Origin of the sequence: Marilutibacter maris (assembly GCF_006546735.2) — a bacterium.
GTDB lineage: Bacteria > Pseudomonadota > Gammaproteobacteria > Xanthomonadales > Xanthomonadaceae > Marilutibacter > Marilutibacter maris.
On the sequence record NZ_VICD02000075.1, the window covers coordinates 1 to 14399 of the forward strand.

General features: G+C 70.0%; 7 protein-coding genes. All 7 read left to right on the forward strand.

Annotated elements, in window-relative coordinates; all coding sequences use genetic code 11:
- Positions 1–611: cell division protein ZipA (zipA, locus tag FKV24_RS05360; RefSeq protein WP_141481641.1), on the forward strand; the 611-nt coding region annotated here is incomplete at its 5' end.
- A 132-nt stretch (positions 612–743) separates the two neighbouring features.
- Positions 744–3116, forward strand: a complete 2373-nt coding sequence (ligA, locus tag FKV24_RS05365; RefSeq protein ID WP_141481642.1) for an NAD-dependent DNA ligase LigA — start codon at positions 744–746, stop codon at positions 3114–3116.
- A 79-nt stretch (positions 3117–3195) separates the two neighbouring features.
- The gene (gene epmA / locus FKV24_RS05370) at positions 3196–4170 is read left to right on the forward strand and encodes an EF-P lysine aminoacylase EpmA (protein ID WP_141481643.1); all 975 of its coding nucleotides are present in this window, start codon (positions 3196–3198) and stop codon (positions 4168–4170) included.
- Positions 4171–4379: 209 nt separating this feature from the next.
- Entirely contained in the window at positions 4380–5177 is a 798-nt protein-coding gene (locus FKV24_RS05375) for a DUF3011 domain-containing protein (RefSeq protein WP_111266244.1), read from the forward strand.
- 53 nt (positions 5178–5230) lie between these two features.
- Entirely contained in the window at positions 5231–6289 is a 1059-nt protein-coding gene (gene mtnA, locus FKV24_RS05380; RefSeq protein ID WP_141481644.1) for an S-methyl-5-thioribose-1-phosphate isomerase, read from the forward strand.
- Between the two features lie 223 nt (positions 6290–6512).
- Positions 6513–9155: a DNA gyrase subunit A gene (gyrA, locus tag FKV24_RS05385; RefSeq protein ID WP_141481645.1), complete on the forward strand. Its 2643-nt coding sequence runs from the start codon at positions 6513–6515 to the stop codon at positions 9153–9155.
- A 181-nt stretch (positions 9156–9336) separates the two neighbouring features.
- Entirely contained in the window at positions 9337–14292 is a 4956-nt protein-coding gene (locus FKV24_RS05390; protein ID WP_425481583.1) for an alpha-2-macroglobulin family protein, read from the forward strand.
- Positions 14293–14399: the final 107 nt, after the last annotated feature.

Here is a 14399-nt window from a genome sequence, read left to right on the forward strand (position 1 = left end):
GCGAGACCCTCGCATCCGGGGCCGGCGATGGCGATTCCGGTGCCGCCGCCGATGACGGCGGCGACGCGCGCGCGCCGGCCAGCCAGGGCAACCTGTTCGCCGCCGAAGAGACGCCGGACGCCGGCGGCGGCAGCGAACTGGGTCGCCGCACCAGCGAGGCGTTCGACAAGATCGTGACCCTCTATCTGGCCGCGCGCGCCGGCCACAAGCTGCACGGTCCGGACATCGTCGTCGCCGCCGAGAAGGCCGGCCTGGTCTACGGCTACATGGGCGTGTTCCACCGCCTGGTCGAGCATCATCCCGAGCGCGGCCCGGTGTTCAGCGTCGCCAACATCATGAAGCCGGGCAGCTTCGACATGGCCGAGATCCAGTCGCTGGAGACGCCGGCGATCGCATTCTTCCTGACCCTGCCCGCGCCGATGCCGGCGCTGGACGCCTGGGAGGCGATGCTGCCCACCGCGCAACGGATGGCCGAGCTGCTCGACGGCATCGTCCTCGACGAGCAGCGCAATGCGCTCGGCCGTCAGCGCATCGCCCACATCCGCGACGAGCTGCGCGCCTACGACCGCCAGCGCGAAGCGCCGCCGTTGAGCAAACCCGGCCGCTGGTGATTCGCGTCCAGGTTTCCGGGAGCGCTACCTAGCAGCGGCGCAAGCCGCGATGAAGTTAGAAGTTACCTGTCAGGACGCGTTCGCGGCTCACGCCGCTGCCACAGCCGTCCATTGGGACATGCAGCCACACAGATGAGCACCGATCCCGCCGCCCGTATCGCCGAGCTGTGCCGTCAGCTCAACGACGCCAACTACCGTTACCACGTGCTCGACGATCCGGCGATCCCGGATGCCGAGTACGACCGCCTGCTGCGCGAGCTGGACGAGCTGGAGGCCGCGCACCCGGAGCTGGCCAGCCCCGACTCGCCGACCCAGCGCGTCGGCGCGGCGCCGTCGGGCGCGTTCGACGAGGTCCGCCACGCGCTGCCCATGCTGTCGCTGGGCAATGCCTTCAGCGACGAGGAGGTCGCCGACTTCGTGCGCCGGATCGACGAGCGGATCGGCCGCGAGGCGCCGGTGTTCTCGGTCGAACCCAAGCTCGACGGCCTGGCGATCAGCCTGCGCTACGAGCACGGCCGCTTCGTCCAGGGCGCGACCCGCGGCGACGGCGCCACCGGCGAGGACGTGACCGCCAACCTGCGCACGGTCAAGGCGATTCCGTTGAGCCTGCGCGGCGAGGGCTGGCCCGAAGTGCTGGAGGTCCGCGGCGAGGTCTACATGCCGCTGGCCGAGTTCCAGGCCTACAACGCGCGGGCGCTGGCCGCCGCCGAGGAAGGCCGTGGCGACAAGGTGCTGGCCAATCCGCGCAACGGCGCCGCCGGTTCGCTGCGCCAGCTCGATCCGCGGGTGACCGCGCGCCGGCCGCTGGCGTTCTATGCCTACGGCGTCGGGCTGGTCGAGGGCGGCGAGCTGCCGGACACCCATTCGGCGACCCTGGCGAAGTTGCGCGAGTGGGGTTTTCCGGTCAGCGGCCAGAGCGACGTGGTCACCGGCCTGGACGGCCTGCTCGGCTATTACCGGCGCATGGGCGCCGCCCGCGACAGCCTGCCGTTCGACATCGACGGTGTGGTCTACAAGCTCGACGACTACGCCGGCCAGCGCGAGATGGGCTTCGTCTCGCGCGCGCCGCGCTGGGCGATCGCGCACAAGTTCCCGGCGCAGGAACAGTCGACCGTGCTGGAGGGCATCGACATCCAGATCGGCCGCACCGGCGCGGCGACCCCGGTCGCGCGCCTGCAGCCGGTGCAGGTCGCCGGCGTCACCGTGACCAATGCGACCCTGCACAACGCCGACCAGATCGCGCGCCTGGACGTGCGCGTCGGCGACACCGTGATCGTGCGCCGCGCCGGCGACGTGATTCCCGAAGTGGTGCGGGTGGTGGCCGACATGCGCGCACCCGACGCGCAACCGTGGACGATGCCGGCGCAGTGTCCGGTGTGCGGTTCGGAGCTGGTCCGCGACGAGGGCGGGGTGGTGTTCCGCTGCTCCGGCGGACTGACCTGCGCGGCGCAGCGCAAGGAGGCGGTGCGTCACTTCGCCTCGCGCCGGGCGATGGATATCGAGGGCCTGGGCGAGCGCTATGTCGAGGAACTCGACGATCTGGGCTACATCCAGAGCGTGGCCGACCTGTTCAAGCTGGAACTGGACGACCTGCTGGAGATGAAGCGGCGCGCCGACGAGCGCGACGGCACCACGCCGGCTCACCTGGAAAAGGCCGGGGCGAAGGGCGCAAAGGTCGCGACCAAGTGGGCCGAGAACCTGATCGAGGCGATCGACCACAGCCGCAAGGCCTCGCTGGAGCGCTTCCTGTTCGCGCTGGGCATCCAGCACGTCGGCGAGAGCACGGCCAAGGCGTTGGCCGCGTGGTTCGGCGACCTGCAGCTGATCCGGCGCCTGCCGTGGCCGCTGTTCAAGCGGGTGCCGGACATCGGCGGCGAGGTCGCGCGCAGCATCGGTCACTTTTTCGACCAGCCCGGCAACCAGCAGGTGATCGATGACCTGCTCGAACGCGGGGTGACGATCGCCGATACCCATACGCCGTCGCCGAAGCTGCGCGAGGCGCTGGGTCTGGCGGCCGTGCTGACCGACATGGAGATTCCCAAGGTCACCGCGCTGCGCGCCGAACAGCTGGCGACGGCATTCTCCGACGCCGCCGCGCTGCGGGATGCGCCCGAGCACGCCTTCGTGACCGCCGGCCTGCCCGCGGACTCGGCGCGCGCACTGGCCGGGTGGTTGTCGCAACCGCCGCATGCGGCGCTGCTGTCGCGCTGCGGCGAAGCGATGGCCGAGCTGTTCGCGCGCATGCCCGAGGGCGAGGCCGCCGCCGTCGGCCCGCTCGATGGCCAGACCGTGGTGCTGACGGGCACGCTGTCGGCGATGACCCGCGACGAAGCCAAGGCCCGGCTGGAGGCGCTGGGCGCCAAAGCGTCGGGCAGCGTGTCGAAGAAGACCCACTTCGTCGTCGCCGGCGAGGCTGCCGGTTCCAAACTGGCCAAGGCCGAACAGCTCGGTGTCGAGGTCTGGGACGAGGCGCGCCTGCTGGCGTTCCTGGCGGAGCACGAATGAACCGCAACAACGCCGTTCCTGGCCGTGGCCGCAGGAGCGGCGTGGGCCGCGATCCGGTCCGTGCCGCGAGGCGGGGCCGGTGAGCTGGCAACCCTCGGCCTCGTTCGAGGCGCTGCGCCTGCGCGCAGGCTTGAACGCCCGCATCCGCGCGTTCTTCGCCGAGCGCGGCGTCACCGAAGTCGAGACCCCGGTGATGTCGGTGGCCGGCAACACCGATCCGAACATCGCCTCCTTCGCGCTGGAGTTCAGCGGTCGCACCGATGGCGCGCCGCGCACGCGTTGGCTGCGCACCTCGCCGGAGTTTCCGCTCAAGCGCCTGCTCGCCGCCGGTTTCGGCGACTGCTATGAGTTGGGCCGGGTGTTCCGCGACGGCGAGGCCGGCGGCCGCCACAATCCCGAATTCACGATGCTGGAGTGGTACCGGCTGGGCTGGGACCACCGACGTCTGGTGACCGAGACCGCCGAGCTGGTGCAGGCGGCGCTGGCCCTGGTCGACCGTCGCGCGCGGCTGCAGACGATCGGTTACCACGAGCTGTACCGGCAGCGGTTGGGGGTGGATCCGGCCAGTACCGACGAGGCCGGCCTGCGCGCCGCGCTGGGCGACATCGAGATCGACCCACGCGGGCTGGGTCGCGACGACTGGCTCGATCTGTTGATGACCCATCGCCTGCAACCCGGCTTCGATCGCGACACCTTGTTGGCGGTGATCGACTACCCGGCCTCGCAGTGCGCGCTGGCGCGGGTTCGCGAAGACGGGGACGCCGTGGCGGTCGCCGAGCGTTTCGAGCTGTACCTGGGCCCGCTGGAACTGGCCAACGGCTACCACGAGCTCACCGATGCCGGCGAGCAGCGGCGGCGCTTCCTGCACGATGGCGGCGTGCGTGCGCGCCGCCAGCAGACGTCACCCCCGGTGGACGAGCGCCTGCTGGACGCGCTGGCGGCCGGTCTGCCGGCCTGCGCCGGAGTCGCGCTCGGCGTCGACCGGCTGCTGATGGCGATGCTCGGCAGCGGACGGATCGGCGATGTGCTGGCGTTCGACTTCGCGCGGGCGTGAATCCGTGACGCGGGAACGGTAACCGGGCGCTTGGGGCATTGCGTGTCGGGCGGCGTGTCACTACGGTGGCGATCGGCGCCGTCACTTGTCCGTTCAGGATCGGTTGCGCCGCGATCGTCCGCTGGCGGGCGGGGATTCAGGTGGTCGCGGTACCGTGGAAGCAGTCACGCGATGCGCGATGACGAAGTCATATCGGGAGGGAACAGGCAATGGGTGCGTTGATCCGGATGCTCGCGCCGGTACTGGTGCTGGCCTGCGCAGGCTGTATCTATGATCCGGGGTTCTTCGGTGGCGGCCCCACCGCGCCCGGCACGCCCTATCCGGGCGGCGGCCACCCCGGTTACCCGACCTATCCGAACTATCCCGATCCGTACCCGGACAACGGTCGCGGCGGTCCCTTCGTCTGCGAGTCCCGCGACAACCGTACCCAGCGCTGCCCGGCCGATACCCGTGGCGGCGTGCGCCTGGTGCGCAAGCTGTCGCGCGCTTCCTGCGTGGAAGGGCAGAGCTGGGGCGTGGATCGCAACGGCGTGTGGGTGACCCGTGGCTGCCGTGCCGAATTCGTTGCCGGCTACGGCGGCACCCCGCCGGGCTACGGCACCGGGCTGGTGCGCTGCGAGTCGCAGGACAACCGCACCCGGCATTGCCCGGCCGACACCCGTGGCGGCGTGCGCCTGTCGCGCAAGCTGTCGCGTGCCAGTTGCGTCGAGGGCCACAGCTGGGGTTACGACCGCGGCAGCATCTGGGTCAGCCGGGGGTGTCGCGCCGAGTTCGTGACCGGTCGCGGTGGCGGCCACCGTCCGACGCCGGACCCGGGACATGGCCGGATCGTGCGCTGCGAGTCGCGCGACGGCCGCCACCAACGCTGCAGCGTGCACGTGCCCAGGGGCGTGGTCCTGTCGCGGCAGTTGTCGCGCGCGCCGTGCATCCGCGACAGCAGCTGGGGCTGGGATCGCAACGGCATCTGGGTCGGCAGCGGCTGCCGGGCCGAGTTCAGCGTCCGCTGAGCGCCCGCGGTCGAGGTCCGCTGCGCGCACCCGCCAGCGGTTAGAATCTATCGATGACGCAAGCCATCGACTTCGACCGCTACGACCGCATCCGCCCGATCCGCTGGACCGGCGATACCCTTGAACTGCTCGACCAGCGCAAGCTGCCGTTCGAGGTCGAATACGTCCGTTGCGCGGACAGCGATGCGGTCGCGGAGGCGATCCGCCTGCTGATCGTGCGCGGCGCTCCGGCGATCGGCATTTCCGCCGCCTGGGGCGTGGTGCTGGCGGCGCGCGACATCGACGCGGCCGACGGCGCGCAGGCGCTGCAGCGGCTGGAACCGGCGATGCAGCGGCTCAATGCCGCCCGCCCGACCGCGGTCAACCTGGCCTGGGCGCTGGCGAGGATGCGCCGGGTGCTGGCCGCCGCCGGCGCCGACTGGCACGAGGTCATCGCGCGCGAGGCGCAGGCGATCGCCGACGAGGACCTGGCCGCCAATCGCCGCATGGGCGCGCTGGGCGCGGCCCTGATCGCCGAAGGCAGCGGGGTGATGACCCACTGCAATACCGGCTCGCTGGCGACCGCCGGCTTCGGCACCGCGTTGGGAGTGATCCGCGCCGGCGTCGCCCAGGGCCGGATCGCCCGCGTGTTCGCCGGCGAGACCCGGCCATGGCTGCAGGGCGCGAGGTTGACCTCGTGGGAGCTGCAGCAGGACGGGATCGCGCCGACCCTGGTCGCCGACGCGGCCGCCGCGCACCTGATGAAGGGCGGGGCGGTGCAATGGGTGATCGTCGGCGCCGACCGGATCTGCGCCAACGGCGACACCGCCAACAAGATCGGCACCTATCAGCTGGCGATCGCCGCCCGCCACCATGGCGCGAAGTTCATGGTGGTCGCGCCGTCCTCGACCGTCGACATGGATACCGCCAGCGGCGACGCGATCGAGATCGAGGAGCGCGATCCCGGCGAGATGTTCGCGATCGGCGGCGTGCGTACCGCCGCCCCGGACATCGCCGCGTGGAACCCGGTGTTCGACGTGACCCCGCACGAACTGATCGACGCGATCGTCACCGAGCAGGGCGTGATCGAGCGCCCTGACGCGGCGGCGATGCGGGCCGCGTTCGGCGGCTGAATCCGCGCCATCGGTCCGGGCCGCGCCGGGACCGCCGGCGGACGCGCCAAGTCCTTGTTTCTGCCCATAAATCGGCCGTGCCCGAGGCTGCGGGGAGGGGCCGTGTTGTGGTAAGATTTCACGTCTTTTTGATGGCGCTGCGCGCGTCGTCCCGGGCGGCGCCGGATCGGCCTGTCCGCGGGTGGCGCAACGTGGCCGATCCAACGCCCAATACGGAAACCTGATGGCCGATCTCGCCAAGGAAATCATCCCGGTCAACCTCGAAGACGAGATGCGTCGCAGCTACCTGGATTACGCGATGAGCGTGATCGTCGGTCGCGCGCTCCCCGACGCCCGGGACGGACTCAAGCCGGTGCACCGCCGCGTCCTGTACGCGATGAACGAGCTCGGCGCGCACAGCAACAAGCCGTACTACAAGTCGGCCCGCGTGGTCGGTGACGTGATCGGTAAGTACCACCCTCACGGCGACAGCGCGGTATACGACACCCTGGTGCGCATGGCGCAGCCGTTCTCGCTGCGCTACATGCTGATCGACGGCCAGGGCAACTTCGGCTCGATCGACGGCGACAACGCCGCGGCGATGCGATACACCGAAGCGCGGATGTCGCGGCTCAGTCACGAACTTCTGGCCGACATCGACAAGGAAACCGTCGACTTCCAGCCCAACTACGACGAGAAGGAACTCGAACCGTCGGTGCTGCCGACGCGGGTGCCGAACCTGCTGGTCAACGGCTCGGCCGGCATCGCGGTCGGCATGGCGACCAACATCCCGCCGCACAACCTGTCGGAGGTGGTCGACGCGACCATCGCCCTGATCGACAACCCCGAGATCGACATCGACGGGCTGATGGAGTACGTCCCCGGTCCCGACTTCCCGACCGCGGGCATCATCAACGGCACCGCCGGGATCATCACCGCCTACCGCACCGGCCGCGGCCGGGTGCGGATGCGCGCGCGCGCCGAGGTCGAGGTCAACGACAGCACCGGCCGCGAGGCGATCGTCGTCACCGAGATCCCCTACCAGGTCAACAAGGCGCGTCTGATCGAGAAGATCGCCGAGCTGGTCAAGGAAAAGCGCATCGAGGGCATCTCGGAGCTGCGCGACGAGTCCGACAAGGACGGCATGCGCATCTTCATCGAGGTCAAGCGCGGCGAGTCGGCCGAGGTGGTGCTGAACAACCTCTACCAGCAGACCCAGATGGAGTCGGTGTTCGGCATCAACATGGTCGCCATCGTCGACGGCCGGCCGCAGCTGCTGAACCTCAAGGACATGCTCGAGGTGTTCGTGCGCCACCGCCGCGAGGTGGTGACCCGTCGCACCATCTTCGAGCTGCGCAAGGCCCGCCAGCGCGCCCACATCCTGGAAGGCCTGACCGTCGCGCTCGCCAACATCGACGAGATGATCGAGCTGATCAAGACCTCGGAGAACCCGCAGGTCGCCAAGGAGCGCATGCTCGCCCGCCGCTGGGTACCGGGCCTGGTCGGCAGCCTGCTGGCCGCGGCCGGCGCCGAGGCCTCGCGTCCGGACGACCTGCCCAAGGGCGTCGGCCTGGTCGACGGCACCTACCAACTGACCGAGACCCAGGCCCAGCAGATCCTGGAGATGCGCCTGCACCGCCTGACCGGCCTGGAGCAGGAGAAGCTGACCGACGAGTACAAGCAGCTGCTGGAGGTCATCCGCGGCCTGATCGAGATCCTCGAGAATCCCGAGGTGCTGATGGAGGTCATCCGCACCGAGCTGCGCAACGTCAAGGAAGAGTTCGGCGATGCCCGCCGCAGCGAGATCCGGCAGAGCGAGGAGGACCTGGACATCCTCGATCTGATCGCGCCGGAGGACGTGGTCGTGACCCTGTCGCACGCCGGCTACGCCAAGCGCCAGCCGGTGACCAGCTACCGCGCGCAGAAGCGCGGTGGCCGCGGCCGCAGCGCGGCGGCGACCAAGGAAGAGGATTTCATCGACCAGCTGTGGCTGGTCAATACCCACGACACCCTGCTGACCTTCACCAGCGCAGGACGGGTGTTCTGGCTGCCGGTGCACCAGCTGCCCGACGCCGGCCCGAACGCGCGCGGACGCCCGATCGTCAACTGGATTCCGCTGGAGGAGGGCGAGCGCGTACAGGCGGTGCTGCCGGTGCGCGAGTACGACGAGGGCCGCTTCGTGTTCTTCGCGACCCGCAACGGCACGGTCAAGAAGACCCCGCTGACCGAGTACGCGTTCCGCCTGCAGAAGGGCAAGATCGCGATCAAGCTCGACGACGGCGACGCCCTGGTCGGGGTCGAGATGACCGACGGCGACCGCGAGGTGATGCTGTTCGCCAGCAATGGCAAGGCGGTGCGTTTCGCCGAGTCGGAGGTGCGCTCGATGGGTCGCACCGCCACCGGCGTGCGCGGCATGAGGCTGGCCGACGGCGAGGAGGTGGTGAGCCTGATCGTGGTCGAGGGCGACGGCGACATCCTGACCGCCAGCGAGCGCGGCTACGGCAAGCGGACCCCGGTCGACGAGTACCCGTGCAAGGGCCGCGGCATCCAGGGCGTGATCGCGCTCAAGACCACCGAGCGCAACGGCAAGCTGGTCGGCGCGGTGCAGCTGAGCGAGCAGCACGACGTGCTGCTGATCTCCGATGGCGGCACCCTGGTGCGTACCCGCGCGGCCGAGATCTCGCAGGTCAGCCGCAATACCCAGGGCGTGACCCTGATGCGATTGGCGGCCGACGAGTCGCTGCAGGCGGTCGAGCGTCTGGACGCCTCGCTCGATGGCGGCGACGAAGCCGATGGCGAGATCGATCCGGCATTGGCGGACGCCGCCGGAGCCGCGTCCGTGGCACCCGAGGAGGTCGCTGGCGAACAGCCGGATCCGACGGCCTGATCCCACGCTTGCCGGGCGCAGACGGTTCCTGCGATCGAGAACGCCGCCTTCGGGCGGCGTTCTTTTTTGCCGCGCCGGAGCCCTGGTGTCGCGCGAAATTTTCGTCACGGACGCAGGTCTATACTGGCGCGACGTCACGGAAGCCGCAGCCAGGGGGAGTACCACGATGGGGATCAGTCGCTTGCGCAAGTCCGCAGAGGGCCGCAGCCGCGGCGGTGGCCGATGGACTGCGTTGCTGCTGCTCGCCCTGCTGCTCCCGACCGCCTGCCAGCGCGACCAGGACGGCCAGTTGCCCGCCACCAGCGGCGAGAAGATCCAGGCCGAGGCGGCGACCACGCAGGCCGGTTTCGCGCTGGCTTCGGCCTATCCCGACCAGCACGACGAGCAGCTGGCGATCGCGCTGGAGTTCACCCAGCCGGTGGTCGGCTCGCAGGATTTCGACGCCCTGATCGCGGTCGCCAGCTCCAAGGGCGCGGCGGTATCGGGCAGCTGGGTGCTCGACGACGAAGGCAAGGTGCTGCGGTTTCCGCATGTCGAGGCCGACAAGGACTACACCGTCACCATCAAGGCCGGCCTGACCGCCGCCGCCGGCGACCGCCTCGACCGGGAACTGGTCAAGACCGTGCATACCGGGCCGCTGGAACCGGTGGTCGGTTTCGCCTCCCAGGGCAGTGTGCTGCCCGCGCGCGACAGCCGCGGCCTGCCGGTGGTTTCGGTCAACGTGGACGAGGTCGACGTCGAGTTCCTGCGCGTGCGCGAGGCATCCCTGCCCAGGTTCTTCAGCGAGTACCAGCGTGGCGGCCGCCGCGACGGCTGGCAGCTGGACGCCAACTACCGCGACAACACACCGCTGGGCGATCTGGCCGAACCGGTCTACGTCAACCGCTTCGTGCTCGGCGGCAAGCCCAACGAACGGGTGCTGACCCATCTGCCGTTGCAGGACATCCGGGAGCTGCAGGAACCGGGCCTGTACTTCGCGGTGATGAAGCGCACCGGCCGCTTCGGCGACGACTTCGAGACCGCGTTCTTCACCGTCAGCGACCTCGGCCTGCACGTGCGCGCCTACAAGGACACGCTGTTCGTGCATACCGCCTCGCTGGCCAGCGGCGCGCCGGTCAGCGGCACCGGGCTGCGCATTCTCGACGCCAAGGGCGAGCCCGTGCTCAAGGGCGAGACCGACCGGCACGGCAACGCGATGCTCGAATACAGCCTCGATGCCGGCCACGTGCTGGTCGCCGAGCGCGGCAGCGACGTTTCGATGCTGCCGTTCAACCAGCCCGCGCTCGACCTGTCCGAGTTCGCCGTCTCGGGACGCGAGCAGGCCTGGTTCGACGTGTTCGCCTGGTCCGGTCGCGATCTGTACCGGCCCGGCGAGACGGTGCGGGTGTCGGCGCTGTTGCGCGACCAGGACGGTCAGCCGCTGAAGGCCGGCGGCAGCGGCGGCGACCTGTCCAAACAACCGCTGTACGTGCGCTACGTGCAGCCCGACGGCAAGATCCTGATCGAGTCCGCGCTCAGCCCCGATCCGCGCGGATACGTTCGCCATGAGCAGACCATCCCGGCCGATGCCGCGACCGGACGCTGGAAGATCGAGTTCCGCAGCGACCCGGCGAGCAAGGAGGCGGTGCAGGGGATGACCCTGCGGATCGAGGAGTTCCTGCCGGAGCGGATGAAGCTCGACCTCGACAGCGCGCAGGCCGTGCTCAAGCCGGGCGAAGCGCTGAAGCTCAAGGCCACCGGCGCCTACCTGTATGGCGCCTCGGCGGCCGGCAACCGCTTCACCGCCAAGCTCGCGGTCGCGGTGGAACAGCATCCGCTCGACAACCTGCCGGGCTGGTTCTTCGGCGATCCCACCGTGGATCTGCCGCGCGAGGCCAAGGAGGTCGTCGACGCCAAGCTGGGCGAGGACGGCAGCTACACCGCGGACATCAAGTTGCCGGCCGAGGTCAAGGCCGACACGCCGGTCGCGGCGATCGTGTCCGGGAGCCTGTTCGAGACCGGCGGACGCAGCGTCAATCGCAATCTGAAGCGGGTGCTGTGGCCGGCCGAGGCCCTGGTCGGCGTGCGCCCGCTGTTCGACGACAAGGAGGGAACCGACGCCAATGCCAGCGCCGGTTTCGAGCTTGGGCGTTTCGGCGTCGACGGCAAGCCGCGTCCGGGCAAGGGCCTGCGGGTGACCCTGGTGCGCGAGCATCGCGACTACCACTGGAACCACGACGACGAACACGGCTGGGACTACGACTTCGTCCGCCGTTTCGAGGACATCGAAACGCGCGAGGTCGAGGCTGGCAGCGCGCCGCTGCGGATCGACTTCCCGGTCGAGTGGGGCGACTACCGGATCGACGTGTTCGACCCCCAGACCCGGCTGACCACGCGCTACCCGTTCACCGCCGGCTGGAGCTGGAACGACGAGAACCGCGGCCTCGACGCGCGTCCGGACAAGGTCAAGCTGTCGCTGGACAAGACCAGCTACCGCGCCGGCGACACCCTGGAGGTGACCCTGACCCCGCCGCACGAGGGGCGGGGCCTGGTGATGGTCGAGAGCGACCGCATGCTGTTCGTGCAGGGCGTGGACGTGAAGGCCGGCACCAAGGTCGAGATTCCGGTCACCGCCGACTGGGAGCGCCATGACGTCTACGTGACCGCGCTGGTGTTCCGCGGCGGCAGCGCACCGAGCAAGGTGACCCCGGCGCGGGCGGTGGGCGTCGCCCACGTGGTGATGGACCGCAAGGACCGCAAGGTCGCGGTCGGCCTGGTTTCGCCGGAGATGATGCGTCCCGAGCAGGACATGCCGGTGACCGTCAGCGTGCCCGAGCTGGCCGGCAAGGACGCCTGGGTGACCGTCGCCGCGGTCGACGTCGGCATCCTCAACATCACCCGCTTCCCGGTACCCGATGCGGCCGCGCATTTCTTCGCCCAGCGGCGACTGGGCGTCGACGCCTACGACGTCTACGGCCGCGTGATCGAGAGCTTCGACGGCAGCCTGGCGCGGATCCGCTTCGGCGGCGACATGGCCTTGCAGCCGCTGGTGCAGGCACGGCGTCCGACCGCGCGGGTGCAGACCGTCGACCTGTTCGCCGGGCCGGTCAAGCTCGACGGCAAGGGCAATGCACGCCTGGCGCTGCCGGTGCCGGACTTCAACGGCACCCTGCGGGTGTCGGCACTGGTCTATGCCGGCGGCCACTACGGCAGCCGCGATCGCGAGACCGTGGTGCGGGCGCCGGTGCTGGCCGAGGCGAGCCTGCCACGGGTGCTGGCGCCGGGCGACCGCAGCAAGGTCACCCTCGACGTGCAGAACTTCACCGACAAGCCGGGCAGCTTCAAGGTCCGTGTCGACGGCATCGGTCCGCTCTCGGTCGATGGCGGCGAACGCAGTGTCGAGTTGAAGGTCGAGGGCAAGGCCACGCTCGATTTCCCGCTGACCGCGCGCGAGGGTTACGACGTCGCCCAGGTCCGGGTCCGTGTCGAGGGCAACGGCTACAAGGTCGACCGCAAGTACGACCTGCCGGTGCGCCCGGCCTGGCCGTCGGTGCTGCGCGCCCGTACCCGGGTGCTCGACGAGCTCGCCGCGATCCAGCTCGATCCGGGCCTGGCCGACGGATTGATGCCCGGCTCGGTGACCGCGCGCCTGTCGGTCAGCGCATTGCCGCCGATCCCGTTCGCCAGCGCGCTCGACGGCGCGCTCAAGTACCCGTACGGCTGCGCCGAGCAGACCACCAGCAAGGGCTACGCGACGCTGGAACTGGACGATGCGACCGCGAAGATGCTCGGCATCGAGGGGCTTGGCGAGGGCAAGCGCCGTCATCGCATGGAAGGCGCGTTCGCGCGCCTGGCCGGAATGCAGATCAACTCCGGACACTTCTCGATGTGGGGCGATGGCGACTACGTCAATCCGATCATCACGCCCTACATCGTCGAGTTCCTGCTCGATGCGCGCGAAGCCGGCTTCGCGGTGCCCGATGCGATGCTGCAGAAGGCGCTGAAGGTGCTCAACGAGGATCTGCTGGCCGGCGGGCCGTCCTATTTCGGCTACGACCGCCGCGAGCATCTCAAGTTCGCCTACAAGGCCTACGCCGGCTACGCGCTGGCGCGGGTCAACCGCGCGCCGCTGGGCACGCTGCGGGCGATGTACGACAACGAGCGCGACAAGAGCGTGACCGGACTGCCGCTGGTGCACCTGGGCCTGGCGCTGAGCCTGCAGGGCGACAAGGCACGTGGTGCCCGTGCGATCGCCGCCGGTTTCGACCGCAGCTCGGCGTCGCGGCCGCGCTATCTGGGCGACTACGGCAGCCGCGTGCGCGACGATGCGTTGATGATCGCGCTGGTGCACGAACACGACCTCGCCAGGCCCGAGTACGACGCACGGGTGGTCGACCTGGGCCGCGAACTCGACAGCCGCCGCAACCGCGGCTGGCTGTGGCTGAGCACCCAGGAGCAGGTCGCGCTGGCGCGACTGGGCAAGGCGCTGATGGCCGACCAGGGCAATCGCGTCTCCGGCCAATGGCTGGTCGATGGAAAGATCAGCGATGCCGCCGAGGCGCGTTACATCGGTCGCGACTTCGATCATGCCGGGCTGTTGTCCGGGGTGCGCTTCAGCCCGCAAGGGAAGGTGCCCCTGTACGCCAACCTGGAGGTCGCCGGCGTGCCGCGCAGCGCACCGGCGCCGGACGCCTCGGTGATCAAGGTCGAACGCCGCTGGTTCACGCCGGAGGGCAAGCCCTGGGAAGGCGGTGCGCTGGAGGAGGGCGACGTGCTGATCGCCGCGGTCAGCGTCAGCGCCGACCAGGACATGCCCGACGCGCTGTTGACCGAGCTGCTGCCGGCCGGACTGGAGATCGAGAACTTCAATCTCAGCGACGCCAAGCAGTGGGCCGACGTGGTGGTCGACGGCATCACCCTGAGCGAGCGCGACCGGGCCGCCGAGATCCGCTACGAGGAGTATCGCGACGACCGCTATGTGGCCGCGCTCAAGCTCGACCGGCGCGATACCGATCACGTGTTCTACATGGTCAGGGCGGTCACCCCGGGCGTCTACGCGGTACCGCCGTCGCTGGTCGAGGACATGTACCGGCCCAATCTGCGCGGCATCGGCCGGGCGGTACCGGCCAGGATCACGGTGGTGCCGCCGGGCGGTTGATCCCGCCCCGGCGGCTGTCGCCGGGGGCGGGTCCCGATGCCCGGCGGGCCATCGTCCCAGGCTCCCGTAGGAGCGGCGAGAGCCGCGATTGCACGACGTTCTCATCC

What these genes read in the sequence shown, in the direction of transcription:
- gyrA (WP_141481645.1), top strand. Translation starts at nt 6,513, where the DNA reads ATGGCCGATCTCGCCAAGGAAATCATCCCGGTCAACCTCGAAGACGAG.
- mtnA (WP_141481644.1), top strand. Translation starts at nt 5,231, where the DNA reads ATGACGCAAGCCATCGACTTCGACCGCTACGACCGCATCCGCCCGATC.
- FKV24_RS05375 (WP_111266244.1), top strand. Translation starts at nt 4,380, where the DNA reads ATGGGTGCGTTGATCCGGATGCTCGCGCCGGTACTGGTGCTGGCCTGC.
- ligA (WP_141481642.1), top strand. Translation starts at nt 744, where the DNA reads ATGAGCACCGATCCCGCCGCCCGTATCGCCGAGCTGTGCCGTCAGCTC.